The organism is Streptacidiphilus monticola, assembly GCF_042658505.1.
Lineage (GTDB): Bacteria > Actinomycetota > Actinomycetes > Streptomycetales > Streptomycetaceae > Streptacidiphilus > Streptacidiphilus monticola.
Window position 1 is genome coordinate 60,907 of record NZ_JBHSQJ010000084.1, and the last position, 25,141, is coordinate 86,047.

Consider the following 25,141-nt stretch of genomic DNA (forward strand, 5'->3'; position numbering starts at 1 on the left):
GTGCGGTGCCTCCTCGGCAGTTCAGAGCAGATTCGGGAGCAGGCGGGTGACCTGCTCGGCGACCTGCAGGCCGACGACGCCGACCAGCGGGGTGAACACGATCCAGGTCTGGTGGTGGCCCCAGCGGAACCAGCACCAGACCGCGGCCACGGAGGCCAGGGCCAGCGCCTGCAGCCACAGCACCAGCGCGAACCAGTGCGGAGCGCCGCCCGCCATCGGCTGCTCCTCCGCCGGGATGGAGTCGGCGGCGATGAACGCGGGCGGGGTGTCGGCCGGCTTGCCGGCCAGGTCGGCGTCGACCCGCAGCACGTGCTCCGGCAGGAAGGCGGGCCCACTGGCGGTGACCAGCACCAGGCGGCCCTGGCCGACGGCGGGCAGGGGCGGTGCGGGCTGTCCGGCGCGGCGGGAGTCGCGGACGGTGTAGCGGAAGACGCCCTGACCCGTCGTCACTTTCAGGGTGTCGCCGGGCCGCAGCCGGTCCAGCCCGCCGAAGGGGCCTCCGTAGGCGGCAGCCCGCCCCATGATCACGCTGACGCCGGACTGGCCCGGCAGCAGGGTGTCCCTGCGGTGGCCCGGGCCCTGGGCGAGGACATCGGACGACGTGCCCTCGAAGACGACCTGGTGCACCTTCAGCCGCGGAATGTCCAGCACCAGCAGCGGCGTCCCGGGGGCGATCAGCTTGCCGTCCGCGGTCTCCTGCTGGACCGGAGCGGTGCCCAGGGCCAGCGCGGCGCGCAGGTCGTCGAAGCCGGTGGCCTGCGCCGCGCGGTGCTGCAGCGGACTCAGCAGCACCAACTGGGCCGCGATGCCGAGCAGCAGGACCGAGAGGGCCAGCAGGGCGCCGCGGAGCAGGTACGGTGCCCGGGCCCTGAGCGGCTTCGCCCGGACGGCCGTCGGCGGCCGCTTCGGCGCCGCCGCGGTGGGGGCGGTGGGCGGGGTGAGGGTGGCGGTCATCGCTTCCTCCAGCGCGGGAACCGGCTCGGGAGCCGGCGCGGCACCCTGCGCGCGGGCAGGGAACGGATCGCGGCCGGGGCGGCGCGCGGCCGGGGCCGCCATCCGCCGGCCAGCGGCGCGACCAGGGCCGCGAGCAGACCCAGCCCGGCCCCGGCCGGGACGGCCCAGCGCAGCGGCACGGCGGGGTCGGCCGGGGTGGTGCCGGAGGCCGTGGTCTCCAGGTCCGGTGTGACCGCGGGCCGCGCGGCGGCGGACGAGGGCGACCCGACCGCAGGTGCACCGGCCGCACCACCGGAGGCACCCGTGGAGCCGGTGGCGCCCGAGCCGGTCGAACCGGCGCCGCCGCCCCCGCTGCCGCCGGTGGCGCCCGCCGAGGTCGAACCGGCGGCCGGGGTGGCGCGACCGGCGAAGGCGGACAGCTTCCGCGCGGCGGCGACGGCAACGGCCTTGAGCGAGGAGGGCAGCGGTGCGTAGCCGAGCGGCAGGTCGCCGAGTTCGACGCCCAGGGTCTGGCCCGCGCCCGCCGCGTACGCGAGCAGCGCCGCGTAGCTGGCACGTTCCGCCGGCTTGAGCCGGGCCGGGCGGACCGCCGCGTAGACCAGCATCGCGCCCGGGTAGGCAGCGGCGGCCGTGGTGTCGGGGGTGGTCTGCTGCAGGCCGTGGTCGGTGCTCGCATGGGTCGCCGCGGCGGTCAGCGAGGTCGTGCTGGGGGCGACGAACCTGCCTGCCGCATTCAGCAGTTGGGCGGTCTGGAGGCCGTAGCGGGCGGCGGAGGCGGCGTCGGTGACGACGATCTGGAAGCGGCTGCCGACGATCTGCGGGCCCGGTGAGGTCCACGCGGGCGGAACGGCGAGCGCGTCCCAGGTGGACTTCCACAGCTGGTCGCCGCGGCGGGCGTGCAGCGCTCCCGCGTGCATGTCGTCCACGTAGGGGTGGAAGTCGGTCATCGACTGGTTGGACGCCGTGCCCTGGACGCCCGGCGCGCCCCTGGACCACGGGTCGTTCTTCGGGTAGTCGTCGCGGTCCGTGGTGAACGCGGTGTGGGTCGGGTTCACGTCGGCGTTCGTCGCGTAGTACGGGTTGACCCGCATGCCCCACTCGTCGGGGATGCCGGCGAGGAAGCGCCGGGCCGCGGCGTCCGACTGGACATAGGCCCACAGCGCTCGGGCGGCGTCCGCGTGGCCGAGCGCCGTCATCAGGTCGGTGTCGGTGCTCGGGTTCTCCGCGATCGCCATCTGCCGGAACTCGGGGTTCAGCGCCAGGAAGTCGGGGTCGGTGACCAGGCCGGCGGGATTGTGCTGCGCCCAGGAGTACCCGGGCGCGACGGTGCCGCCACTGACCGCGCCCCAGGGCGAGTTGCGGTACGACTCGGTGAGCAGCTTGGCGACCAGACGCGGCGTCAGCTTCAGCTGCTGCACCAGCGTCCCCGCCCTCGCCTTCTCCTCCGGGGAGGCACCGGTGCTCGGCTGGCGCTCGATGTTGAAGCCGATGACCACGCCGGAGAGCGCCACCGGCGCGTACACCACGCTGTCGGCGGGTGCGGCGGTTCCTTCGTCCGCCCCCAGCGCCCGGCTGGTGAAGGCCAGTTCGGCCTGGCCGTTGCCGAGCTGGCCGCGGGCGTCCGCGTCACCGAGCTGCGTGTAGGAGTAGACGGTGCCGGTGTTGCACAGCTTCGCCTGCCAGCTCGTGATCGCTTCGGCGACCAGCTCGCTGCCGGTGGTCGCCTGCTCCTTCGCGCCGATGGCACAGGAGGTCTGCACCGGCTTGAAGTCCAGCTTCACCGCGACGCGGTTCTTCCAGTTGGTGGAGGAGACCGGCGATCCGGCGTTGACCAGGGTCTGGTCCTGGTACGGCTTGCCGTCCAGGTCCAGGTGCCCCTGCGGGACGATGACCAGCCAGCAGGAGCGGCCGGTGACCGTGCCGCCCTTCCTGATCGGGGCGCCGCAGCCGAGCTGCGGCGCCTCGTTGACGGTCTGGGTCTCGAAGATCTGCGTCCCGGTGCCGTCGGGGCTGGTCCGGGCGAAGTCCACCTCGTTGGTGGTGTTGTAGTTGTAGAGCTTGTTGTTCTGGGTGTTGCTGGAGATGACCTCGCCGTCCACGGACCGGAACGGCACCTCGCCGCCGAACATCATGCCCGCGCCGTAGGTGTCGTCCTGGCCGTAGTGGGACGGTGCGGCGCTGTAGGTGACCTGGCGGGTGTCGTCGTGGCCGTTGCCCGGCCAGGTGCCCCGGTTGGTGGTCGGCGAGGCGCCGAACTCGCACTGGGTGCGCGGCGGCCCGGGGTTCTCCTTGACGGTCCCGTCGTCGTCCCCCCAGCACTGCATGATCTGGACGAAGTCGGTGTCGAAGGCGGTCCCGGCGAAGCCGGTGCCCACGCCTCCGGTCCAACTCACGGTGATGGCCTGGTCGGTGAGCGACCTGGTCTGACTCACCGTGAACTTCATGGAAGCGAACTCGCCGCGTCCGGAGACCGTGACGGCGGAGTCCGTGGCGCCCGGGGACGCGGCGGCGGCGCCGGGGGCCGAGACGGCCACCAGCGCGGTGCTCGCCAGGGCTCCGGCCAGCGCGCCGACGGCCATCCGGGTGGCGATCCGGCGCAGGGCGCCGGGGCGACGGGCGGTCACTTGTCCTTCTCCTCATCGGACTTGGCGCCCACCAGCCGGGCGGTCAGCGCCGGGGCCAGGATCAGGGCGAGCAGGGTGACGGCCGCGAGCAGCATCAGCGTCTGCGTACCGGTCCAGCCGCCCGGGGCGTCCACCGCCACGGGCGAGGCCAGGACCGGTGTTCCGCCGCCGCTGGCACCGGAGTTGGCGCTGACCTGCTGGCCGGTGTCGGGATCCACCTTGCCGGTGCCGACGGTCGTGCCGGCGGCGCCGGTGGCCGAACCGCCGGCCCCGCCCGAGGTCCCCGCGGTGCCGCCGGTCCCGGTGGAGCCGGACCCGCCCGCGCTGCCGGCGCCGGCGGTCGCACCTCCCGCGGTGCCGCTGCCGCCGGTGCCGCTGCCGCCGGAGGAGGCGGAGCCGCCGCCGGTGCCGCTGCCGCCGGAACCGCTCCGGGCGCCGGGAGCGCCTCCGGTCGGAGTGGTGCACTGGGTGGACCCCTGCTTGTCGCAGGCGGCCGGCTGCGGGGCATCGGTGGCCAGCTTGTTGACGCCGCTGGCGGAGAAGGTCGGGTTGTTGCAGCCCTGGATGTTGATGTTCTGGGCCACCACGCCCGGGATCTTGCGGATCTGCTCGAAGCCCGCCTGGACCAGGTTGATCGGCAGCGGCGAGTACCCGAGGTTCGGCGCCTCCTGCTGCCCCTGGCACAGGAAGTAGTAGGAGAAGGCGCCCAGCGTCCGGCCCTTCGCGGTGGTGAAGGTCCCCTGAACCGCCAGCGGCAGGATCATGTAGGAGTAGCTGGACAGGATGTACGTCCGCGGGTCCCCGTCGCTGTACACGCCGTCGAGCTGCTGGGTGAGGTAGTCGGCCGAGCTCCGGTCGTTGTTGATCTGCGCCTTGAGCAGCGACACCGCCACGTTGTCCGGGGTGGGCTCGGTGTAGTAGCCGGCCCGATTGAGGATCTTGGCGACCGGGTAGTGCGCGTTGAGCGCGTAGGAGTAGTTGACGTAGCCGATCGCGCCCTCGCCGTAGCTCTGCGAGATGTAGCCGGCGACGCCCAGGTCGCCGGACTGGGCGATCATCCCGGTGGAGGTGGGGTAGTAGGAGGTCTCCCCGCAGGCGTTGGCCCGGCCGACCTTGGCGCAGTACGCCTGCCACAGCGCAGTCTGCTGCTTGGCCATCCACAGCGTGAACTGTGCGCTGGAGCCGGAGCCGTCGGAGCGGACCACCGGTACGACCTTCTCGTGCGGCAGTTGCAGACCGGGGTTGTCCGCCTTGATCGCCGGGTCGTCCCAGTAGGCGGCCGCACCGGTGAACACCTTGGTCAGCGCGGTCCCGGACAGGCGGAGGTCGGTGACCTGCCGTCCGCCGATGGTCAGGTGGTACATGAAGGCGGTACCGCCGGCCACGATCGGCATGTAGGCGTAGGTGCCGGCGGTGGGCTTCTCCGGGGCGGAGCCGTCGGTCGGGTTGGTCTGGAACGGGATGTCCGAGACGGCGAAGTCCTGCGTCCCGTTGAGGAACTGGTGCCGTCCGTCGGACGAGCCGGTGCCGGAGTAGTTGACCTGCATGCCGTACTGCTTGACGTCCCGGCGCCACTGGTCCACCGCGTTGTACGCCCAGGTGGAGCCGGCTCCGGAGACCGGTGTGTATCCGCCCGACGCGGAGGCGGGGGCGACGGCGAACCCTCCCAGCAGCAATGCCGGGAGCAGGACGCCCAGGATGCGACGGAACATCAGTTGGCCTCTGCGGTGGTCGGATCGGGCTCGGTACGGGTCGCCGGCTCGGCGGCGGTCGGTGCGGGTTCCCCGGTGGCCCGAGGGGTGGCCGGGTCGGCGGCCACGTCGGAGTCCCGGTGGGCGCGGGTGAACCGCTCCGCGTCCCGGCGGGAGGCGCGCGCGGCCCGGCGGAGCTGACGGGCGCTCAACTGGCCGGCACCGCGGCCCCCGAGGGCGCGCGCGGTGGCGAACAGCACCAGGACCAGGGCCATCAGCACGACGGCGGTGCCGAAGGCGCGGGAGACCATCGCCGGTTCCGGCGATTTGACGAAGGTGAACACCGCCAGCGGCAGCGACATCATCGGTCCGCTGGTCGGATCGGCGTTCAGCGCGGCGGTGGCGCCGGCCGTGAGCAGCACCGGCGAGGTCTCGCCGATGCCGCGCGCGGTGCCCAGGATGACGGCGGTGGCCAGACCCGAGCGGGAGGTCGGCAGGATGACGTGCCACACCGTGCGCCAGCGCGGCGCGCCGAGCGCCTCGGCGGCCTCGGTGAGGTTGCCCGGCACCAGGCGCAGCACCACGTCGGAGGCGCGGATGACGATCGGGAGCATCATCACGCTGATCGCCAGCCCCGCCGCCAGGCCGGACTTCTCGAAGTGCAGGATGAGGATCCAGGTGGCGTAGACGAACAGGCCCGCGACGATGGAGGGCAGCGCGGTCATCGCCTCGACGATGGTCCGCACGAAACGCGAGAAGCGGCCGCGCACCTGGCCGAGGTAGACGGCGCAGCAGATGCCGAGCGGGATGGTGACCGCCAGGGCGATCGCGATCTGCACCAGGGTGCCGACGACCGCGTGCTTGATGCCCCCGACCGTCAACGGGTCCAGCGGGCCCGCGTTCTGCATGTCCTGGCTGAAGAAGTTGAGGTGCGGCAGCGCGTGCCAGCCCTTGACCACGGTGAAGCCGATGACGAGCACCAGCGCGCCGAAGAGCAGCACGGCCGCCGAGCCGAGCACCACGGTGACCAGTCGGTCCCGGACCGCCGGGCCGGTCTCCTCGAGGGAGACCAGCAGCGCGTACACGGCCAGGAAGACCGCGTAGGCGACCACGACGAAGCCGATCGCGCCGGTGAACGGGGCGAGTTCACCGAAGAGCAGCGCGGCGGTGCTCAGCCCGGCGGCGGCCGCACCGGCCAGCGCGAGCCGGTCCTCGCGGCGCGCGCCGCCGAGCCGGCGACGCTCCTGGGGTTCCTCCGCGTCGGCCGGGTCCTCCGGACGCGGGACCACGGTGGTCCGCGGCCGCTCGTCCTCCGCGTCCACCGCCTTGTCCAGCAGAACGGTCATGGCTCAGCCCTCACTCTGCGCGCCCGAGCGGGACCGCGCGACGATCGAGGAAGCGGTGAAGTTGACCACCAGGGTCAGCAGGAACAGCGCCAGTCCGGCCGCCATCAGGGCGGACATGCCGAAGTCCGAGGAGTCGCCGTAGTGCAGGGCGATCAGCGAGGAGACCGAGTTGGAGCCGGTCTGCAGAACGTGGGGCTGGATCTGGAAGACCGGCGAGATGATCAGGTAGACCGCGATGGTCTCGCCGAGGGCCCGGCCCAGGCCCAGCATGGTGCCGCCGATGATCCCGCCGGTGCCGAAGGGCAGTACCACCGAGCGGATCATGCCCCAGCGGGTGGAGCCCAGCGCGTAGGCGCCCTCGCGCTCGCCGATCGGAGCCCGGGTGAAGACCTCGCGCATCACCGAGCACTGGATCGGCGCCACCATCATCGCCACGACGATGCCGGCGATGAACGAACTCGCCGTGTAGACGCTCTGACTCGCCAGCGGCTGCCCGGGCTCCGCCCCGTCGACATGGAAGAGGGGGATGAAGCCGAACCAGGTGGAGATCCACCGCGATAGCCCGATGACCTGTCCTTGCAGGAAGAAGAGACCCCACAGGCCGTAGACCACCGAGGGCACCGCCGCCATCAGGTCCACCAGCGCGATCAGCCAGCGGCGCAGCCGCGGCGGCGCGACCTCGGAGATGAACAGGGCCGTGCCGAGGGCCAGCGGCACCGAGACGCAGACGGCCACCGCCGCGATCAACAGGGTTCCGGTGAGCACGGCGGCGATGCCGAAGTTGTGGACGTCCGGCTGCCACTGCTCGGTGGTCAGGAACCGGAAGCCGGTGACCTTGAGCGCCTGCGTGGCGCGCAGCAGCAGGAACAGGCCGACGGCCGCCATGATGCCGAGCACGGCGACTCCGGAGCTGCGCAGCACGCCGCGGAACACGCGGTCGCCCCCGCCGACCAGGTGGGTCAGCTTGCGGGGGGCGTCCACGGGAAGCGGGACGGCGGAGCCTTCAGGGATGGTCAACGTCCCTTGGTTCCTTCCCTGACGAGTGTTCGAACGCAATCACCGCAGAGCGTGGGGGAGGCGAATTGCGGTTCGCCTCCGCCCACCCTGAACGGACGGTGAACTTCTTCGAGCTTTTGTGAAGGGCGGCGGGTCGCCGTGCCGACGGGCCGTCAGGCCAGCTGCCACACCGCGACCTTGACGACGACCCGCCGACAGGCGGTAGCAGCCTCCGCCACCGCCCGCCCGGCCGAGCCTGCGGGGTGCGGACCGTTCCCCGCACAGATCGCCGCGCGCGGAGGAGGCCGCCCCCGCGCAGGCTGGGGGCGGCCTCGATCAGTGGTCCGTCAAGTGCGCAGCGATCACACGGACTTGACGGTCACCCAGCGGCTGGTCGCGTTCAGCACGCTGTTGCCCGAGTAGGCGATGCGCAGCTTGTGCGTGCCCCTGCCCAGCCGGGCCACGGTCACGACCGCCTTGCCGCCCACGACCTTGGCGAAGCCGACGCGCTTGCGGCCGTCGTACACCGACACCCAGCCGCTGACGCTCGCGTGCGGCGAGGACAGGGCGACCGTGATCCGCGAGGTCCTGGTGTGGCCGACCCGGGTGGGGAAGGAGATCCGCTCCGCCGGGGTGGCCTTCACGATGGTGAAGCCGACCCGGGTGGTGGACGCCTGGTTCTGGGCGTCGCCCAGGTACTTCAGCGTGAAGGAGTGCCAGCCCGGCTGGTAGGCCGGGTTGAGGAAGTTGACGACCGCCACGCCCTTGACCAGGGTGCCGGAGCCCACCACCCGCGCACCGTCGAGCAGCTGCACCTGACCGGTCGGCACGGCCTGGCCCGCGGGGACGACCTTGGCCGTGATGCGCTCGTTGTAGCCGTAGGCGACGTTGGCCGGGCGGGAGTAGCTGATCGCGGTTGCCGCCTTGGCGGTGACCGCCACCTTGACCGTGGTCGCGTCCGCCGTGCCGACGATGTTCGCCGCCTGGACGGTCACCGTGTAGCTGCCGCTCGCCAGCCCGGACCAGGTGAGGGCGTTCTTTCCGGCCAGGATGTCCTTGTTGCTCAGCACGTTCCCGGAGGCGTCCTTGAGCGGCTTGCCGTCCGGACCCGTGACGGTGACCCAGTAGTCGCTGGGCGCGGTCGCGGAGCCGGCGGACCAGCTGACGCCGAGGCTTCCGTTGCCCGCCGAGGTGCTGACGTGGGCCGCGGCCGGGGTGGCGAGCTGCAGGGAGGAGTCCTCCAGACCGCCGGGCTTGGTGTGGCTGCTGGTCAGGTCGCCGTTGTAGGAGACGTTCTGGAAGCCGTACTTGGCGATGTCGGCCTGCGCCGCCGCGGAGTCCAGCAGCGCGACGTGGCTGCCCGAGGTGACGAAGTAGTCGTACAGGGACTGCTTGAAGAAGGCGCTCGCCGGGTTGATCTCCCGGGTGGCGACGACGTTGTAGACGTCGCGGCCGAAGGTGGAGTTGCTGTAGAAGGCCGGGACCGTCTGCCACACGCCCTGGGCGTCCTTGGTGGCGGCGAACTCGAAGTCCGTGCCGGAGGCGCCGGAGACGGTGCTGTCCAGGTCGATCTGACCGAGCGTCAGGCCCAGGGAGACGGCCTGCGAGGTCTGGTCGACGCCGGCCGAGACGTTGTTGAGCTGGGCGATCCAGGAGGCGGCCGAGAAGGGCGCGATGACGCCGTCGGCGACCTGGTCGTTGTTGCTCGCGTCCTTCGTGATCAGGGCGTTGCCGTGGTTCTCCTCGACGATCTGCTTCGCGTCGGTGATCCAGGTGACGTCCGACTCGGTCAGGCCGATCGCGGAGAGGAAGAACTTCCGGGTGCCCGAGCCGGCCTGCGGCAGGTACGGGGTGACCGGGTGGCCGTCGAGGGAGGTGATGGTGTGGTTGTAGATCCCCTGCAGCTGCGCCTTGGAGAGCTGCTGCAGCCAGGAGCCCTTGGCGACGTAGTCCACCGCGTCACGGGCGAAGGGGATGAAGGTGAGCGAGGTGCCCGAGGCGCCGGGACCGCCGGAGGAGCGGGCGAAGTCGACCTGCCCGCCGATCTTGACCGGGCTCGCGGCGGCGTTGCCGAACGCGGAGTCCGTCAGCGAGTCCGTCAGCGCCTTGCGGCCGTCACCGGACCCGTTCGGGCGGGCGAAGGCGACCCCGCCGGGCCGGGTGGTGATGGTGGCCGTCCCCGTCGCGTTCCAGGAGGCCAGGGCGGGACCGCCGGTGCGCTGCACGTCGGCGGCGAGGGCGTTGAGCACGTCCTGGGTGGTGTCGGACCCGACGCCGACCAGCTGGCCGGAGGCCGCGCCGGAGGCGGGATCGGCATGGGCGGTGCCGACCGAGACCAGGCTGCCCCCGGCGAGGGCGGCGGTGACGACCGCGGCCGCAAGGGCGGTGGAGCGCTTCGCGCGCATACGAGTCTCCTGCTCGCTTGATGGGTGTGAGCGAGACGAGCGGGAGACGGTGGAGCTGATGGAGACGACGTGCGAGTCACCCGCTGCGTGCCGGGAGACGATTGAAGGTGGGGCCGATGTGGTCGGCGCCTACACCGAATGAACACATCTCGAACGCCTGTCGGCCACTGGACCCAGTGTCATGACGGGGCGTCAGGGACACGGGCGGCCACCGGGCGCGGTTCGGCCGACTCGGCGGACTCGACCCGTTGCCCGACTCGGCGATTCAGGTCGCTTCGGGCCGGTTCAGGCCGACTCGGGGTAGCTGACCGAGAGGTCGGCCCAGTCGAGCGCGGTGACGACCGCGTGCCGCAGGGCCTCGGCGCTCCAGTGCGTGTCGAACTCCAGCGGCAGGACCGGGGAGACCTCTTCGAGGGTCTGGATGATCGGGGCGTGCGAGACGGCCTGGTCGACCAGCAGCACGACCGGCTTGCGCAGGGCGGTGGCCCAGCCCAGCTCCATGCCCACGCCGGCGGAGAGCGGGGAGCCGATGTACGCGAAAGCGAGGTCCGCGGACTGCATGGCGCGGAACGCGCTCGGCACGCGGGTGCCGGTGCCCATGCCCCGGGTGACCCACACGTCGTCATGGTGTGCGCTGAACACGCTGACGCCGGCGTCGAGAAGGGCCTCCCGCATGGCGGTCACCCGCCCACGCAGGGCGAGGCTGAACACGCCGTCGGCAGGTCCGGTGAGTCGGAGCGAGGGAGCCGCGAGGAACACGCGCAGGTTCCGTCGGGCATCGGCGGCGACAAGGTCGTGATCGGAAAGCAGCTCGCTCATGATCGACTCCACAGGGCAGTTGACCGCGTGACATCAAATCCCGTAGCTTCCCGGGTACTTGTATCCGCGCGGTCTTGAGATTTGGAGGATCAGGCTGCTGGCGCCAGCGGCCCTCGGGGGGATGACTCCATGGTGCAGGGGCGTACGGATGTGCGTCCACGGGCACTCAGTGACATCTAGTTGCCGCCCATCGACATCTTGCCCTCCATGCCCGTGGGTGCCGACCGCTCCAACCAGCCGAGCTGCGCCGCCTTGACTCCCGCCTCGAAGCGGCTGTCAGCGCCCAACTCGCGCATGATGGCGGCGATGTGACGCCGGCAGGTGCGCACGGACATGCCGAGCCGACGCGCGACGAGCTCGTCCTTCAGGCCTTGCGCCAGCAGTTGGACGATCGAGCGCTGCAGGTCGTCGGAAGCGTCCTGGTAGCCCGGCCCCTCCGGAACGAAAGGCGTTGCCGAACTCCAGAACTGGTCGAACAGGGCGCACAGGAATGCGACGAGGACGGGTTCGCGCACCATGACGGCCCCGGGAACCTGTCCCGGCACCTGCCACTTGGGAATGAAGACGACTTCCCGGTCGAAGATCAGCATGCGCTCGGCCAGCTGGTCGGCCGTGCGCACCTGGGCTCCGGCTTCCGTGATCGCCGACACGTAGGCCCGCACCCCGAGCAACGAGCGGGTGGTGTGCTGATAGAGGACACGCATACGAACGCCGCGATTGATCGCGGCAAGCTCCTGGGGCAGCACCTTCTTGAGAGCTTCCGGATCCCGCTGCCCGCCCGGCTGAACCGTCATCAACTCCTTCGTGCAGGTATTGACGGCCTGATTGATCAGAAGCTGGACGTCCTTCGGATCAGCGATCACCTCCAGTGCCCGACTCACCGCGACCGAGTCGCTGCCCTGCCTGCTGAGGTAGGCGGGGAGGAGTTGCAGAAGGCGCTCGCGGATCGTGTCGGCGGAATCCCGATAGCTGCGGATGGCCGCCTCAAGCGGTTCCACCAGACGGGCAGCGGCGAGATCCGGGCTGACCGCCAGGTAGCCGCCGACATGGGCCGAGGACGGCGTGAGCAGGTGGTGAGCCGCCAAATCCCGGATACATCGCTCGACTTCTGCTTCGGGCAAGGCCGTTTCTTTGGCAACATATGCGGCCTCAGCATTACCACTGCCGAGAATGGACATGTACACAGCTACTGCGGCGGACGAGAGGGCGGACGGCAGTTGCAGTTCGGGGTCCGAAGGTATGTCCATTTTTGCCCGAAATCCCCTCTGACCAGCAGATGCTGACCACTTGTTGCCACTGCGAATCGCTGGGTCCAGACGCCCCAACAGGTCATTGTGGTACAGGTCTGCCCAAGAAGACTCGTCGGTTTCGCACCTGAAAGGAGCGGTGACATGCGCAAGGTACACCGTCTCATCCGTATTGCGGCGCTTGCTGCACTCGTCGCGACGGGCCTCGTGTGCGTCGGCTCCGGTGCGGCCTCGGCAGCCACACCGGCACACGTGGTTTCACCGGCTGACACGACCTGGACCGCCTGAGCCTGTTCGCGGTCCCCGCAGCCCTGAGTTCAGAGCCCGCCCGCCCGCGCCTCCCGGCAGCACGCCGGACGGACTCGGGCGGGCTCTGAACGCGTGTCAGCCTTCCCGCTTCTTCGGGCGCCACACCACCAGCGCAGCGCTCTGCTGCACCTGCTGATAGGGCACCAGATCCCTCCGGTACGAGGCGTGCACGGCGGCGGCTGCCGCGTCCGCCGCGGCGGTGAGTTCGGCGACGCGGGCCTGGAGGGCGGCGACCTGGTTCTCGAGTTCGATGATGCGCTTGATGCCCGCCAGGTTGATCCCCTCCTCCTGGGAGAGGCGCTGCACCTCGCGCAGCTGCTCGATGTCCCGTGCCGAGTACCGACGGCCGCGGCCGGCCGTGCGGTCCGGGGAGACGAGCCCCAACCGGTCGTACTGGCGCAGGGTCTGCGGGTGCAGACCGCTCAGCTCCGCCGCGACCGAGATGACGTAGACGGGTGTGTGCTCCGTCAACTCGTAGGGCATCCGGGGCCCTCGGCCCTGGTTGCCGCCGTTGCCGCCGTCCATCGCCTCAGTCCTCCTCCGCCGCCTTGAACAAGGCCGCCCGCGGGTCGTCCGCCGCGGTCGCCTCGCGGTACTTCTCCAACAAGTCCTGTGCTTCCCCGGGCAGTTCCGAGGGAACCGCGACCTCCACGGTCACCAGCAGGTCGCCGCGCGTACCGTCCTTGCGGACGGCGCCCTTGCCGCGCGCCCGCATGGTGCGGCCGTTGGCCGTGCCCGGCGGGATCCGCAGAGTGACCGGCTGGCCGTTCAGCGTCGGAACGCGGATCTCGCCGCCCAGCGCCGCCTCCGGGAAGGAGACCGGGACCGTCACCGTCAGATTGTCGCCCTTCCGCCCGAACACGGGGTGGGGCTGCACATGCACGGTGACGTAGAGGTCGCCCGGCTGGCCGCCGCGCTCGCCCTGCGCGCCCTTGCCCTTGAGCCGGATCCGCTGGTCGTCGGAGACGCCCGCGGGGATGCGGACCTGCATGGTCCGCGCCGAGGTGGCGCGCCCGCTGCCGTGGCAGACCTCGCAGGGGTCGTCCACGATCAGGCCGCGGCCCTTGCAGTCCCGGCACGGCTCGGACAGCGCGAACGTGCCCTGGCCGCGCGAGACATGACCGGTGCCGACGCAGGTCGGGCAGACCCGGGGCGTCGTCCCCGCCTTGGCGCCGGTCCCGGCACAGGCCTTGCAGGCCGCCTGCGAGGTCATCCGGATCGGGACGGTCGCGCCCTCCACCGCCTCGACGAAGCTGAGGGTGACCTCTGACTCGACGTCAGCACCCCGCCGCGGCTGGGTGGTCGTCCGGCCGCCGCGGTTGAACAGGCCGCCGAAGACGTCGCCGATGCCGCCGCCGAAGCCCCCGCCGGAACCGGTCTGGGCGCCGCCGAAGAGGTCGCCCAGGTCGAAGCCGCCGAAGTTGCCGCCCGCACCGCCGCGGAAACCGCCGTTGGCGAAGAGGGCGCGGGCCTCGTCGTACTCCTTGCGCCGCTTGGGGTCGGCCAGGACGTCATTGGCCTCGGAGATCTCCTTGAAGCGCTCCTCGGCCGCCTTGTCGCCCTTGTTGGCGTCCGGGTGGAACTCCCGGGCCAGCTTGCGGTAGGCCTTCTTGATCTCCGCGGTGGAGGCGTCCTTCGGCACGCCGAGAACCTTGTAGTAGTCCTTCTCGACGAAGTCCTTGCCGCTCATCCAACCCTCCGTTCCGCTTCCCCGTGCCGGGGGCCGGCCGCGGCTGCCTCGAGCAGCTCGCGACCGGCCCCCGCCCGATCAGTCCTCGGCGTCAACGTCGTCCTTGTCGGACTCCTCCGCGGCCCCGGCACTCGAACCGCCCGGCTCCGGCTCCGCCACGGCGACGCGCGCCGGGCGGATGATCCGCTCGCCGATCTTGTAGCCCGGCTGCAGGATCTGCACGCACGTGGTCTCGTCCACGTCGGACGAGTAGCTGTGCATCAGCGCCTCGTGCAGCTGCGGGTCGAAGGGCTCGCCCTGCTTGCCGAACTGCTGCAGACCCAGCTTGGCGACGACCGTCTCCAGCGACTCGCCGACGGACTTGAATCCGCCCACCAGCTCGTCGTGGTCGCGGGCGCGGCCGATGTCGTCGAGCACCGGGAGCAGGTTCTCCAGGATCGCGGCGACCGCGATCTCCCGGACCGTCACCCGGTCGCGCTCGACGCGCTTGCGGTAGTTCTGGTACTCCGCCTGGAGCCGCTGCAGGTCGGCCGTGCGCTCGGCGAGCTGCTTGCGCAGCTCTGACGCCTCGTCAGCGCCCTTGCCGCCCTTGGCATCCGCCTTCTCCTCGGCGGCGGGGGCCTCCGCGGCCGCCTTGCCGGCGGCCTTGGAGTCGGACTTCTCGTCCCCGGCCTTGCCGGAAGCGGCGCGGGGCTCCTTGGCGTCGCCCTGCGTCTCCTCCGTCGTCACTGGGCACCGCCCTCGCGCTTCTCGTCGTCGACGATCTCGGCGTCCACCACGTCGTCGTCGGCGGCCTCGGCGTTCGGGGCACCGGCCCCGGCGGCCGCGGCACCCTCGCCGGCCTGGGCGTAGAGCGCCTGGCCGAGCTTCTGGGAGACCGTGGAGAGCTTCTCGGTGGCCTCGCGGATGGCCGCGGAGTCCTCGCCCTTCAGCTTCTCCTTGAGCTCGTCGACCGCGGCGGTGACCTCGGTCTTGATCTCGGCCGGAACCTTGTCCTCGTTGTCCTTGAGGAACTTCTCGGTCGTGTAGACGAGCTGCTCGCCGGTGTTGCGGGTCTCGGCGGCCTCGCGGCGGCGGTGGTCCTCCTCCGCGAACTGCTCGGCCTCGCGCATCATCCGCTCGATGTCCTCCTTGGGGAGGGCCGAGCCGCCGGTGACGGCCATGCGCTGCTCCTTGCCGGTACCGAGGTCCTTGGCGGAGACGTGCATGATGCCGTTGGCGTCGATGTCGAAGGTGACCTCGATCTGCGGAACGCCGCGCGGCGCCGGGGGCAGGCCGGTCAGCTCGAACATGCCGAGCTTCTTGTTGTAGGCCGCGATCTCGCGCTCGCCCTGGTAGACCTGGATCTGCACGGACGGCTGGTTGTCCTCGGCCGTGGTGAAGATCTCGGAGCGCTTGGTCGGGATCGTGGTGTTGCGCTCGATCAGCTTGGTCATGATGCCGCCCTTGGTCTCGATACCGAGGGACAGCGGGGTGACGTCCAGCAGCAGGACGTCCTTGACCTCGCCCTTGAGCACACCGGCCTGGAGGGACGCGCCGATGGCGACGACCTCGTCCGGGTTCACGCCCTTGTTGGGCTCCTTGCCGCCGGTCAGCTCGCGCACCAGCTCGGCCACGGCCGGCATCCGGGTCGAGCCGCCGACCAGGACCACGTGGTCGATCTCGGACAGCTGGATGCCGGCGTCCTTGATGACGTTGTGGAACGGGGTCTTGCAGCGCTCCAGCAGGTCCGCGGTCAGCTGCTGGAACTGCGAGCGCGTCAGCTTCTCGTCCAGGTGCAGCGGGCCCTCGGCGGAGGCGGTGATGTAGGGCAGGTTGATCGTGGTCTCGGTGGACGAGGAGAGCTCGATCTTCGCCTTCTCCGCGGCCTCGCGCAGACGCTGCAGCGCCATCTTGTCCTTGGACAGGTCGACGCCGTGGCCGTTCTGGAACTGCTTGACCAGGTGGTCGACGACGCGCTGGTCCCAGTCGTCACCACCGAGGTGGTTGTCGCCGTTGGTGGCCTTGACCTCGACCACGCCGTCGCCGATCTCCAGCAGCGACACGTCGAAGGTGCCGCCGCCGAGGTCGAAGACCAGGATGGTCTGGTCGTCCTTGTCCAGGCCGTAGGCCAGGGCGGCCGCGGTCGGCTCGTTGACGATGCGCAGGACGTTGAGGCCCGCGATCTCGCCGGCCTCCTTGGTGGCCTGGCGCTCGGAGTCGTTGAAGTACGCCGGGACGGTGATCACCGCGTCGGTGACCTTCTCGCCCAGGTACGCCTCGGCGTCCCGCTTGAGCTTCTGCAGGATGAAGGCGGAGATCTGCTGCGGCGTGAAGTCCTTGCCGTCGATGCCGACCTTCCAGTCGGTGCCCATGTGGCGCTTGACGGAGCGGATGGTCCGGTCGACGTTGGTGACAGCCTGACGCTTGGCCACCTCGCCGACGAGGACCTCGCCGTTCTTGGCGAAGGCGACGACGGACGGCGTGGTCCGGGCGCCCTCGGCGTTGGTGATGACGGTGGGCTCACCGCCTTCGAGGACGCTGACGACAGAGTTCGTCGTACCGAGGTCGATTCCGACCGCACGAGCCATCGTTGGAACCCTCCCAAGGGAATGGAGCCGGGAAGTTGAGCTGAACAGACTCAAGAGTGCCTGACGATCGTCATGGCGTCAACAGACTTGAGCGAGCACGGCTCAAGTTTCTGCCGAACAGGGGAAGCAGCACCCCGATGACCTATCTCACCCGCGCCCGGACTGGGTAAGCGGTACCCGACTGGATACCCTCAGTGGGAAAACAGATAAGTTACCCCTGAGTACGCGTTGCTCCGCTTGGCCTTCGAGGAGCCCCCATGCAACTGACCGCGATCATCGTGTCGCTGGTTCTCGCCGTGGTCGGCGTGGCGCTGTTCGCGCGCGCGATCGCGCAGATCTACGGCTTCGTGCGGCTGGGGCAGAAGCTGCCGGCCGGCGCGCGCAACGACAACTGGCAGCAGCGGACGCTGACCGTGGTCCGCGAGTTCCTCGGGCACACCCGGATGAACCAGTGGGGCATCATCGGCTTCGCCCACTGGTTCGTCGCGGTGGGCTTCTTCTCCCTGGTGCTCACCCTGGTCAACGCGTTCGGGCAGCTCTTCGACGCCAGCTTCGCGCTGCCGGTCATCGGGCACTGGACGGTCTGGAACGTCTTCGTCGAGCTGGTCGGCACGCTGACCACGCTGGGCATCCTGACCCTCATCGTGATCCGCCAGCTGAGCAAGCCGGGCCGTCCCGGCCGCAAGTCCCGCTTCGCCGGCTCCAACATGGGCCAGGCGTACTTCGTCGAGAGCGTCATCCTGATCATCGGCCTGGCGATCATGTCGCTGCGCGGCCTGGAGGGCGCCCTGGCGGGCCTCGACCATTACGAGGCCAGCTACCTGATCTCCTACCCCCTGGTGAAGGCCTTCTCGGGCGCGTCCGTGACGACGCTGCAGAACATGATCTACCTGACCGCCATGGTCAAGATCGCGACCTCCTTCATCTGGATGATCACCGTCTCGCTCAAGACGGACATGGGCGTCGCCTGGCACCGCTTCCTGGCCTTCCCCAACATCTGGTTCAAGCGCAACGCCACCGGCGAGGTCGCCCTGGGCGCACTGCTGCCGATGCACAGCAACGGGCAGCCGATCGACTTCGAGGACCCGGCCGACGACGCCGTCTTCGGCGTCTCCCAGGTCGAGGAGTTCTCCTGGAAGGGCATCCTCGACTTCTCCACCTGCACCGAGTGCGGCCGCTGCCAGTCGCAGTGCCCGGCCTGGAACACCGGCAAGCCGCTCTCGCCCAAGCTGCTGATCATGAACCTGCGGGACCACGCCTACAAGAAGGCCCCGTACCTGCTCGCGGGTGAGGACAAGTCGGGCGTCCCGGCCGGGGCCGCCACGGAGGCCGAGCGCCCGCTGGTCGGCACCGCCGAGGAGCACGGCGTCATCGACCCCGACGTGCTGTGGTCCTGCACCACGTGCGGCGCCTGCGTCGAGCAGTGCCCGGTGGACATCGAGCACATCGACCACATCGTCGACATGCGCCGCTACCAGGTGATGATCGAGAGCAACTTCCCGACCGAGGCCGGGACCATGCTCAAGAACCTGGAGAACAAGGGCAACCCCTGGGGCATGGCCACCAAGGCCCGCCTCGACTGGGTCAAGGAGCTCAAGAAGGAGACCGGCATCGAGGTCCCGGTCATCGGCGAGGACATCGACCCCGCCGAGGTCGAGTACCTCTACTGGGTCGGCTGCGCCGGCGCCCTGGAGGACCGGGCCAAGAAGACCACCAAGGCCTTCGCCGAGCTGCTGCACACCGCGGGCGTGAAGTTCGCGATCCTCGGCAAGGAGGAGTCCTGCACCGGTGACTCCGCCCGCCGCCTGGGCAACGAGTTCCTGTTCCAGATGCTCGGCGCGCAGAACGTCGAGACGCTGAACACCGTGCTGGAGGACGCCCCGGTCAAGCGGATCGTGGCCACCTGCCCGCACTGCTTCAACACGCTCGCCAACGAGTACCCGCAGCTGGGCGGCCACTTCGAGGTCATCCACCACACCCAGCTGCTGCAGCACCTGATCGACGAGGGCAAGCTCGTCCCGGTCAACCCGGTCGAGGGCCTGATCACCTACCACGACCCCTGCTACCTGGGCCGCCACAACAAGGTCTACACGCCCCCGCGCGAGATCATCGGGAAGGTGCCCGGGCTGCGCAACGAGGAGATGCACCGCCACAAGGAGCGCGGCTTCTGCTGCGGCGCCGGCGGCGCGCGCATGTGGATGGAGGAGCGCATCGGCAAGCGCATCAACGCCGAGCGCGTGGACGAGGCGCTGTCGCTCAACCCCGACATCGTCTCCACGGCCTGCCCGTTCTGCCTGGTGATGCTCTCCGACTCGGTCAACGGCAAGAAGAACGAGGGCGCCGCCAAGGAGTCGCTGCGGGTGGTGGACGTGGCCCAGCTGCTGCTGGACTCCGTCAAGGCCAGCCCGGTCGCCGAGGAGCAGGCGGAGCCGGTGGGCTCCTGACGCGAGGTCACGGTGCCCCCCTGCGCGCCCGCGCAGGGGGGCACCGTGCTGTTCGCCGGAGGCGCCGTGCTGTCCCCGTCCGGGGCGACCCTGAGTTCCCCTGAACCTGCGCCCCACCCCCGCCCGCGTCGGCACGGCCGCGTGGGCGCTCGGGTACGGTCGCTCTGTGCACCCCGCAGGATCAGACGCAGGTTCAGAGCAGCAGCGCGACGACGAGCCCGGCTGGACCCGGCCCGACCCCATAGTCCAGGAGCACGTCACCACCTACCGCGCCGGGCAGCCCCACCCCGAGGTGGGGCCCGAGCGGCTGGCCTGGCGCGACCTGCTCGTCGGGATCTACCGGCAGCCGACCCGCACCTTCGCGCAGATGCGCCCGCACCGGCTCTGGGCTCCCGCGCTCGTCGTGTCCGCCGTCTACGGCCTGCTCGCCGCCTTCGCGCTGCCGGACGCCCGCTCCGCGGTGCTGGACAGCAGCTTCGGCGTGGCGCTGACGGCCTTGCTGAGCAGTGCCGTCGTGTTCTGCGGGGCCGGGGTGGTGCTCGGTTCCGTCACCTTCGCGCTGTCCCGCCAACTCGGCGGGGACGGGGCCTGGGCGCCGACGGTCGGGCTCTCCATGCTGATCGGCTGGCTGACCGACGCTCCCCGACTGCTCTTCGCCGTCTTCCTCGGCACCGGCAACGGACTGGTGCAGCTGCTGGGTTGGGCCACCTGGCTGCTGACCGCCTGGCTGCTCAGCGCGATGCTGCGGCAGCTGCACGACCTCCCGTGGGGCAAGGCCGCCGCGGCAGCGTCCCTGCAGTTGATCGTCCTGCTGGTGCTGATCAAACTCCCCACGCTCGGCTAGCGGACCGGCTGGGGCACTATGGGTGCCGTACGCACCGGCGCAGCCCAGTCTGGAGTTCCTCGCATGTCGCTCCCCAGCACGTCCACCCAGGTCACCTTCCCCGCCGGGGAGGTGACCGGCCGCTCCCAGGTGCTCGCCTGCGTCGAGCTGCCGGAGGGGCGCTGGGGCGTCGTCACCGCCTCGACCCCCTTCCACCCGCTCGACCACACCTGGCCCGACCAGCCCGCCGACAGCGGCACTCTGGCGGACCGTCAGCTGCTCGACTGCGTCACCGGCGGAGTGAGCCCGGAGGGCGAACTGTTCCTCGGCACGGACATCCCGGTGCGGCGCGGCGAGGAGGGCTGGGCGTGGCTGGTCGTCCACGTCCTGGCCGAGCCGGTCCCGGTCGGAGCGGAGGTCGAGCTGCGCGTGGACGCCGGGAAGCGCGGCGCGCTGAGCGCGGCGCACACCGGCTGCCACCTGCTGGCTCTGGCCCTGAACGAGGCCCTCGCCCCCCGCTGGCGCAAGGACCCGGGCCGCGTGGACGCCTTCGGGCACCCGGACTTCGACGCCTTGGCCATGGACTCGTCCCGGATGGACGAACAGGCCAGCTATGACGTCTACCGGATCGGCAAGTCGCTGAAGAAGAAGGGCTTCACGGTCGAGGGCCTGGCGGAGGAGCTGCCCGCGGTGCAGGACGCGGTCAACGCCCGGCTGGCCTCCTGGGTCGCGGCGGACGCCAAGGTCGGCATCGAGGCCCCGGGACCGGAGCTGACGGCCCGTCGGCAGTGGCACGCCCACCTGCCCGAGGGTGAGGCCACCATCTTCTGCGGCGGCACCCACCTCTCCCATCTGGGCCAACTGACGGCGCTCGCCACGGAGTTGGCCCTCTCCGCGGACGGCTCCCAGCTCACCGCGGTGACCCGGCCCCGCCGCTGAACGCCGGGTCCGTCAGGACCGGAGCACGTAGACGGAGTAGCCGACCAGGGTGCCGTAGGCCCGGAAGCGGATCTGGGTGATCAGCCGGTAGCGGTTCGACCGGCTCACGGCGGCGGCCAACCGGCCGCTGCCCGGCCCGGTGACGGCGGAGTTGAGGATGACCAGCCGATAGCTGCCCTGCTCCACGCCGGGAACCGCCCGGAGGCTGGCGGCGGAGGTGGTGGCCGACTGCCACTGGCCGGGGGTCGAGTAGTCCGAGAGGTAGTACGGCTCGACCCCGCCGACCTGGGTCAGGTAGCGCCCGTTCGGGGCCAGGTGCGGGTAGGCGGCCGTGAGCAGGGGCGAGGCGTCGGGCCAGGACGCGAAGCGGCCGGTCGACTGGTTGATGCCCAGCGCCAGCAGCAGCACCCACGCCAGCAGCCCGAGCTGCGGGTAGCGGAAGTGGGCTCCGACCAGTCGGGTCAGTGCGATACCGACCAGCGGCGCGGCGAAGAGCAGGCCGAGTCCGGTGTGCTCGGCGAGCCCCGCGGTGCTCTGCGCCCGCAGCTGGATCGCGGCCGCCAGCAGCGCGGGGGTGCACAGGCCGGCCACCAGCACGAAGCGCAGGGCACGGGAGGTCGTGCGCGGCTCGCTGTCCGGCACCTCGTTCAGCCGCTCCCGCCACAGGTAGCAGCCCCCACCGACCAGCGCGGCGGCGAGGAACGGGCCCGTCCAGACCGCCGCCGCGCGGATGGAGGCGTCCAGCACGCCGTCGGGTTCGGGCAGCAGGTCCGCACGGAGTCCGGACAGCGCCCCGGCGGCACCGAGGGCGGCGAGCAGGCCGCCCGTGAGCACCGAGCACAGGAGCAGGCGCAGGATGCCGGTCCGCAGGCCGTGACGGGCAGCGCCGCCGAAGAACAGCAGCGCGGCCAGGGCCGGTAGGGCGAGCACCACCGCGTGCGCGGTGACGACCGCGGCGACCGCCGGCACCGCCGCGAGAACGGCGGTCGCCAGGGGCCTGCGCCCGGCCCGGACCGCGATCCAGCCGGAGCAGACCAGCAGCAGACCGCCGAGTGCCTCGCAGCTGACCGAGAAGCCCTGGACCACGGTGGACTGCAGCACCGCGTAGACGGCCGCAGCCCCCAGCGCCACCCGCTCGTTGAACAGCCGCCGGATCAGCGAGTAGAGGAGCGCCGTCGTGGCCAGCATCAGTCCGAGGCTCACCAGCCGGGCTCCCGCGACGCGGTCGACGCTCTCACCGAGGGCCGCCAGCACCGGGTACAGCGCGGGCGCCCCGCCGACGTGCTGGACCAGGTCCGTGGCGACCGGTGTCCCGTGCTGCAGATGGGCGAGTTCGGCACGGCCGACGACCAGCGTGGCCGCCTCCGCCGGGGAGGCGGTGTTGCGCAGCCGCAGCGACAGGCAGAGCTGCAGCAGCAGCACGGCGAGCAGGAACAGCCGGCTGACCCGGCTGCGCCGGGCACTCGGCCCTGCCGACCAGGCCACCGGCGGAGTGGTCGGCACGGTGTACGGGGTGGTGTAGTCGATCACGCCGGGCGGCGGCCCGGGCCGCAGCGGCTGCGGCACCGGGGGCACGCTGAGCCTGATCGTGTCGGGGTCGCCGGCCCGCGGCGCGAACCAGGAGTCGGTGGTCTCATCCATCAGGGATTCCGGACGTCGAAGCCGTAAACGGGGTTGGAGGCGCGGCGCTTGAAGTCCGCGAGCGGTCCGGGGGTCCTCTCGATGCGCCAGTCGGCCCGCTTGACGATGTCGAACCAGATGAAGCCGAGCACGTCCGGGCGCGCCTGGACGCCGCTGAACAGGTCGTCCACGTCCGCGAGTCGGCGCCCCGACATCTCCGAGGCCGTCTCACTGATCAGGAACGGACGCTTGGAGAAGGTCCGCACCTGACGGAACGTCGGATCGAAGAGGACCGAGAAGGTCCGCGGACCGTCCACGGTGTAGTAGCCGATGACGCCGACCCAGTCGACGTAGGCGTCCCCCGGGTAGTAGGGCTTCAGCTTCACCTTGGGCGCGGGATAGATGTTGTTCGGGCTCCAGACCCAGATCACATTGGTCGCGCCGACCTGCTGGAAGATGTCGTGGACGTGCTTCCAGGCGCGGACGAACTGGTCCGCGGTGGCCGCCTGGCGCCCCCACGGGTACCAGTCGCCGTTCATCTCGTGGCCGAAGCTGATGGCCACCGGGACGTCGGCGGAGAGGACGGACTGGGCCACGGAACGCACGTAGTCGTCGGTCCTGCCGTCGGCGATGGCCTCCAGCGTGGTGTGGTACGGCTCCCAGGCCATGTAGGGCAGCGCCCCGTAGCCGAAGATGCGGCGGACGCCGCTGACGTCGTAGGCGTCGCCCCAGGAGGCGTAGAACGCCAGCAGGTTGGGCGCCTTGCCCACGGTCGACTGGTAAGTCCTGGTCTTCGCCAGGGACTTCGGGATATCGGACAGTGCCGCGCCGAAGTACTTCTTGTCCGGGTGGAGCAGCGGGGTCACGTCGTAGGTGGTGCGGGCGCCGACCGCGGCCTTCGACGTGCCGCCGCCCGCGACCGCGGTCCCGGCGCGGAACGTCGGCTCGGTGTTGAGCGCGCAGCCGGACAGCAGCAGGCCGAGCGTCAGCACGAGCGCGCCGGCGAGTGTGCGGGGGCTTCGGTTCACGGACCTCACCTGCTCCGGGGCTGGACGAGGACCCGGGCCACGACGACGGCGTAGAACAGCCCCGAGGACAGGACCAGCACGAAGTCCAGCGGCTGCATGGTGAGCATCCGCCACAGTCCGAGGCCCACCCAGAGCAGCGCACTTCCCGCGCTCCAGCCGACAACTCCGGTCCACAGCCGCCTGATCCGGCTCTTGCGCGCGTTGCTGGAACCGGTGGCCTGCCAACCCATCCGGTCCCGGCGCAGGATGTCCCAGATCGCGAAGACATGCGCCCAGCCGTAGAGCAGACGGGAGGCCCAGGCCTCCAGTCGGTACGGATTCCGGTGCCACATCGGGAAGATCAGCGTCGTGTAGACCAGGCTCGGCAGCACGAAGGCCATGTTGCTGATGCGGAACTCCTGGGGCATGGCGAGCAGCAGGACGATCGGCAGCAGCGGCGAGACGAAGGTGAACAGCGCCGTGTGGATGTAGTAGAGGAAGCCGGACAGGTAGCAGAAGCGGGTGCTCCACCGCATCCGCGTGGCCCAGAACTTGCGGCTTCCCAGCAGGCTCATCGAGCCGGAGCACCAGCGGTACTGCTGGTTGAAGAAGGCCCCCACCGAGTCGGGGCAGACACCGGTCGACAGCGCGACCGGCACGTAGCGCAGGTCCCAGCCGAGGCGACGCAGGTCGAATCCGGTGTGGACGTCCTCGGAGTGCTCGATGAGCGTCGTTCCGCCGTTCTCCTCCAGGGCCGCCCGCCGGTACACCGCGCAACTTCCCACGCAGATGGCGCCGTCGCTGCGCTGCCGGGACACCTGCACGGAGCGGTAGAACAGCTCCTGGACCGCTCCGGCGCCGCGCTCGACCCAGTTCTGGGCGTCCAGGATCCGGAAGAACTGCGGCGACTGCACGATGCCGAGCCGCGGGTCCCGCTCCAGGTAGGGCAGCAACTCGTGGAGCAGGTCGGGCCGGGGGGCGAAGTCCGCGTCCAGGATCAGGATGTACGTGCCCGACGAGTGGGCGAAGCCGAAGTGCAGGTTGCCCGCCTTCTTGTACCAGCCGCGTTCCTGCCGGGTGCCGTAGACGAAACCGAAGTCCACTGCCATCGCCGCGAGTTCCGGGGTCGCCGAGTCGTCCAGCACGTACGGCGTCACGACGCCCGGATAGTGGTCGCGCAGCCGCGCGACGTGCGTCCACGTGTTGTGCAGGGTCTCGATCGGCTCACCGCACACCGGGAGGAAGACGTCGACGCTGGGATACTCCTCGGGCCTCCAGGACCGGACCAGCCGGCGGTGCTCCTTCACGTCGAAGCCGCGGCTGAACCCGTTGACGCGGAGCGAGATCAGGTAGTACCCGGTGGTGAACAGGACGAAGGGCAGGAAGGCGTAGAGCCACGGGGACTGCCGGATCAGCGACGCCTGACTCACCAGCAGGCAGCCGAAGCTGACGAGGGAACAGGTGGTGAGGATCCACAGACGCCGTGCCGTGTAGGAGTACTTCTCCTGGTCGTCCGGCGGCTGCGGCAGCAGGCCCAACCGCGAACCCGGCCCGCTCGGTGCGATCCGCTTCCGCCTGTTGCCACGCCGACGCGCGTCCGGCGCGCCCTGCTGAACAAGGGTCATCTCGTCGGGGTCCAGAGTGTGAGGAGGCATGC

At 70.7% G+C, this 25,141-nt stretch carries 18 protein-coding genes; 3 read left to right on the forward strand and 15 right to left on the reverse strand.

What is annotated here, in order from left to right:
* Positions 1 to 21 precede the first annotated feature (21 nt).
* The 12 genes from ACFP3V_RS20895 to dnaK all read right to left on the reverse strand — a co-directional run bounded on the left by ACFP3V_RS20895 (position 22) and on the right by dnaK (position 16,651).
* Positions 22 to 954 carry a sortase gene (locus ACFP3V_RS20895; protein ID WP_380585646.1) on the reverse strand — a complete coding sequence of 311 codons (933 nt, stop codon included), beginning with the start codon at positions 952 to 954 and terminating at the stop codon, positions 22 to 24.
* The gene (locus ACFP3V_RS20900; protein WP_380585648.1) at positions 951 to 3,578 is read right to left on the reverse strand and encodes a hypothetical protein; all 2,628 of its coding nucleotides are present in this window, start codon (positions 3,576 to 3,578) and stop codon (positions 951 to 953) included. Before ACFP3V_RS20900 ends, ACFP3V_RS20895 begins: the two co-directional genes overlap by 4 nt.
* Entirely contained in the window at positions 3,575 to 5,290 is a 1,716-nt protein-coding gene (locus tag ACFP3V_RS20905) for a phosphate ABC transporter substrate-binding protein PstS (protein ID WP_380585650.1), read from the reverse strand. Before ACFP3V_RS20905 ends, ACFP3V_RS20900 begins: the two co-directional genes overlap by 4 nt.
* On the reverse strand, positions 5,290 to 6,615 hold the full coding sequence (gene pstA / locus ACFP3V_RS20910; protein ID WP_380585652.1) for a phosphate ABC transporter permease PstA: 1,326 nt from the start codon (positions 6,613 to 6,615) through the stop codon (positions 5,290 to 5,292). Before pstA ends, ACFP3V_RS20905 begins: the two co-directional genes overlap by 1 nt.
* Before the next feature lie 3 nt (positions 6,616 to 6,618).
* Positions 6,619 to 7,632, reverse strand: a complete 1,014-nt coding sequence (gene pstC / locus ACFP3V_RS20915) for a phosphate ABC transporter permease subunit PstC (RefSeq protein ID WP_380585654.1) — start codon at positions 7,630 to 7,632, stop codon at positions 6,619 to 6,621.
* A gap of 341 nt (positions 7,633 to 7,973) precedes the next feature.
* The gene (locus ACFP3V_RS20920; protein ID WP_380585656.1) at positions 7,974 to 10,016 is read right to left on the reverse strand and encodes an Ig-like domain repeat protein; all 2,043 of its coding nucleotides are present in this window, start codon (positions 10,014 to 10,016) and stop codon (positions 7,974 to 7,976) included.
* Between the two features lie 285 nt (positions 10,017 to 10,301).
* On the reverse strand, positions 10,302 to 10,835 hold the full coding sequence (locus tag ACFP3V_RS20925) for a hypothetical protein (RefSeq protein ID WP_380585658.1): 534 nt from the start codon (positions 10,833 to 10,835) through the stop codon (positions 10,302 to 10,304).
* 176 nt (positions 10,836 to 11,011) lie between these two features.
* The gene (locus ACFP3V_RS20930) at positions 11,012 to 12,013 is read right to left on the reverse strand and encodes a helix-turn-helix transcriptional regulator (protein WP_380585660.1); all 1,002 of its coding nucleotides are present in this window, start codon (positions 12,011 to 12,013) and stop codon (positions 11,012 to 11,014) included.
* Between the two features lie 453 nt (positions 12,014 to 12,466).
* Positions 12,467 to 12,916, reverse strand: coding sequence for a heat shock protein transcriptional repressor HspR (locus tag ACFP3V_RS20935; RefSeq protein ID WP_380585662.1), 450 nt, complete (start codon positions 12,914 to 12,916; stop codon positions 12,467 to 12,469).
* 4 nt (positions 12,917 to 12,920) lie between these two features.
* Positions 12,921 to 14,081 carry a molecular chaperone DnaJ gene (gene dnaJ / locus ACFP3V_RS20940; RefSeq protein WP_380585664.1) on the reverse strand — a complete coding sequence of 387 codons (1,161 nt, stop codon included), beginning with the start codon at positions 14,079 to 14,081 and terminating at the stop codon, positions 12,921 to 12,923.
* A 78-nt stretch (positions 14,082 to 14,159) separates the two neighbouring features.
* Positions 14,160 to 14,810 carry a nucleotide exchange factor GrpE gene (gene grpE, locus ACFP3V_RS20945; protein WP_380585666.1) on the reverse strand — a complete coding sequence of 217 codons (651 nt, stop codon included), beginning with the start codon at positions 14,808 to 14,810 and terminating at the stop codon, positions 14,160 to 14,162.
* Positions 14,807 to 16,651 (reverse strand): molecular chaperone DnaK, encoded by a 1,845-nt coding sequence (gene dnaK / locus ACFP3V_RS20950; protein ID WP_380585668.1) that lies wholly within the window; start codon positions 16,649 to 16,651, stop codon positions 14,807 to 14,809. Before dnaK ends, grpE begins: the two co-directional genes overlap by 4 nt.
* 257 nt (positions 16,652 to 16,908) lie before the next feature.
* Here dnaK and ACFP3V_RS20955 point away from each other — a divergent pair, with 257 nt between their 5' ends.
* From ACFP3V_RS20955 to ACFP3V_RS20965, 3 genes are all read left to right on the forward strand, one after another.
* Positions 16,909 to 19,095 (forward strand): (Fe-S)-binding protein, encoded by a 2,187-nt coding sequence (locus tag ACFP3V_RS20955; protein ID WP_380585669.1) that lies wholly within the window; start codon positions 16,909 to 16,911, stop codon positions 19,093 to 19,095.
* A gap of 166 nt (positions 19,096 to 19,261) precedes the next feature.
* Positions 19,262 to 19,939: a Yip1 family protein gene (locus ACFP3V_RS20960; RefSeq protein ID WP_380585671.1), complete on the forward strand. Its 678-nt coding sequence runs from the start codon at positions 19,262 to 19,264 to the stop codon at positions 19,937 to 19,939.
* 63 nt (positions 19,940 to 20,002) lie between these two features.
* Complete coding sequence (locus tag ACFP3V_RS20965; protein ID WP_380585673.1) at positions 20,003 to 20,857, forward strand: alanyl-tRNA editing protein; 855 nt, start codon at positions 20,003 to 20,005, stop codon at positions 20,855 to 20,857.
* A 12-nt stretch (positions 20,858 to 20,869) separates the two neighbouring features.
* Here the strand turns inward: ACFP3V_RS20965 and ACFP3V_RS20970 are convergent, their stop codons facing one another.
* From ACFP3V_RS20970 to ACFP3V_RS20980, 3 genes are read right to left on the reverse strand one after another with little or no spacing between them, the layout of a single operon-like run.
* On the reverse strand, positions 20,870 to 22,498 hold the full coding sequence (locus ACFP3V_RS20970) for a glycosyltransferase family 39 protein (protein WP_380585674.1): 1,629 nt from the start codon (positions 22,496 to 22,498) through the stop codon (positions 20,870 to 20,872).
* Positions 22,498 to 23,505: a glycoside hydrolase family 26 protein gene (locus tag ACFP3V_RS20975; RefSeq protein WP_380585676.1), complete on the reverse strand. Its 1,008-nt coding sequence runs from the start codon at positions 23,503 to 23,505 to the stop codon at positions 22,498 to 22,500. Before ACFP3V_RS20975 ends, ACFP3V_RS20970 begins: the two co-directional genes overlap by 1 nt.
* Positions 23,506 to 23,510: 5 nt before the next feature.
* Entirely contained in the window at positions 23,511 to 25,109 is a 1,599-nt protein-coding gene (locus tag ACFP3V_RS20980) for a glycosyltransferase family 2 protein (protein WP_380585783.1), read from the reverse strand.
* Positions 25,110 to 25,141 lie beyond the last annotated feature (32 nt).

Coding starts and splice junctions, on each gene's coding strand:
- ACFP3V_RS20895 (WP_380585646.1), bottom strand. CDS start 954: ATGACCGCCACCCTCACCCCGCCCACCGCCCCCACCGCGGCGGCGCCG.
- dnaK (WP_380585668.1), bottom strand. CDS start 16,651: ATGGCTCGTGCGGTCGGAATCGACCTCGGTACGACGAACTCTGTCGTC.
- dnaJ (WP_380585664.1), bottom strand. CDS start 14,081: ATGAGCGGCAAGGACTTCGTCGAGAAGGACTACTACAAGGTTCTCGGC.
- pstA (WP_380585652.1), bottom strand. CDS start 6,615: ATGACCGTTCTGCTGGACAAGGCGGTGGACGCGGAGGACGAGCGGCCG.
- ACFP3V_RS20980 (WP_380585783.1), bottom strand. CDS start 25,109: ATGACCCTTGTTCAGCAGGGCGCGCCGGACGCGCGTCGGCGTGGCAAC.
- ACFP3V_RS20935 (WP_380585662.1), bottom strand. CDS start 12,916: ATGGACGGCGGCAACGGCGGCAACCAGGGCCGAGGGCCCCGGATGCCC.
- ACFP3V_RS20970 (WP_380585674.1), bottom strand. CDS start 22,498: ATGGATGAGACCACCGACTCCTGGTTCGCGCCGCGGGCCGGCGACCCC.
- ACFP3V_RS20930 (WP_380585660.1), bottom strand. CDS start 12,013: ATGTCCATTCTCGGCAGTGGTAATGCTGAGGCCGCATATGTTGCCAAA.
- ACFP3V_RS20905 (WP_380585650.1), bottom strand. CDS start 5,290: ATGTTCCGTCGCATCCTGGGCGTCCTGCTCCCGGCATTGCTGCTGGGA.
- ACFP3V_RS20965 (WP_380585673.1), top strand. CDS start 20,003: ATGTCGCTCCCCAGCACGTCCACCCAGGTCACCTTCCCCGCCGGGGAG.
- ACFP3V_RS20920 (WP_380585656.1), bottom strand. CDS start 10,016: ATGCGCGCGAAGCGCTCCACCGCCCTTGCGGCCGCGGTCGTCACCGCC.
- ACFP3V_RS20955 (WP_380585669.1), top strand. CDS start 16,909: ATGCAACTGACCGCGATCATCGTGTCGCTGGTTCTCGCCGTGGTCGGC.
- ACFP3V_RS20925 (WP_380585658.1), bottom strand. CDS start 10,835: ATGAGCGAGCTGCTTTCCGATCACGACCTTGTCGCCGCCGATGCCCGA.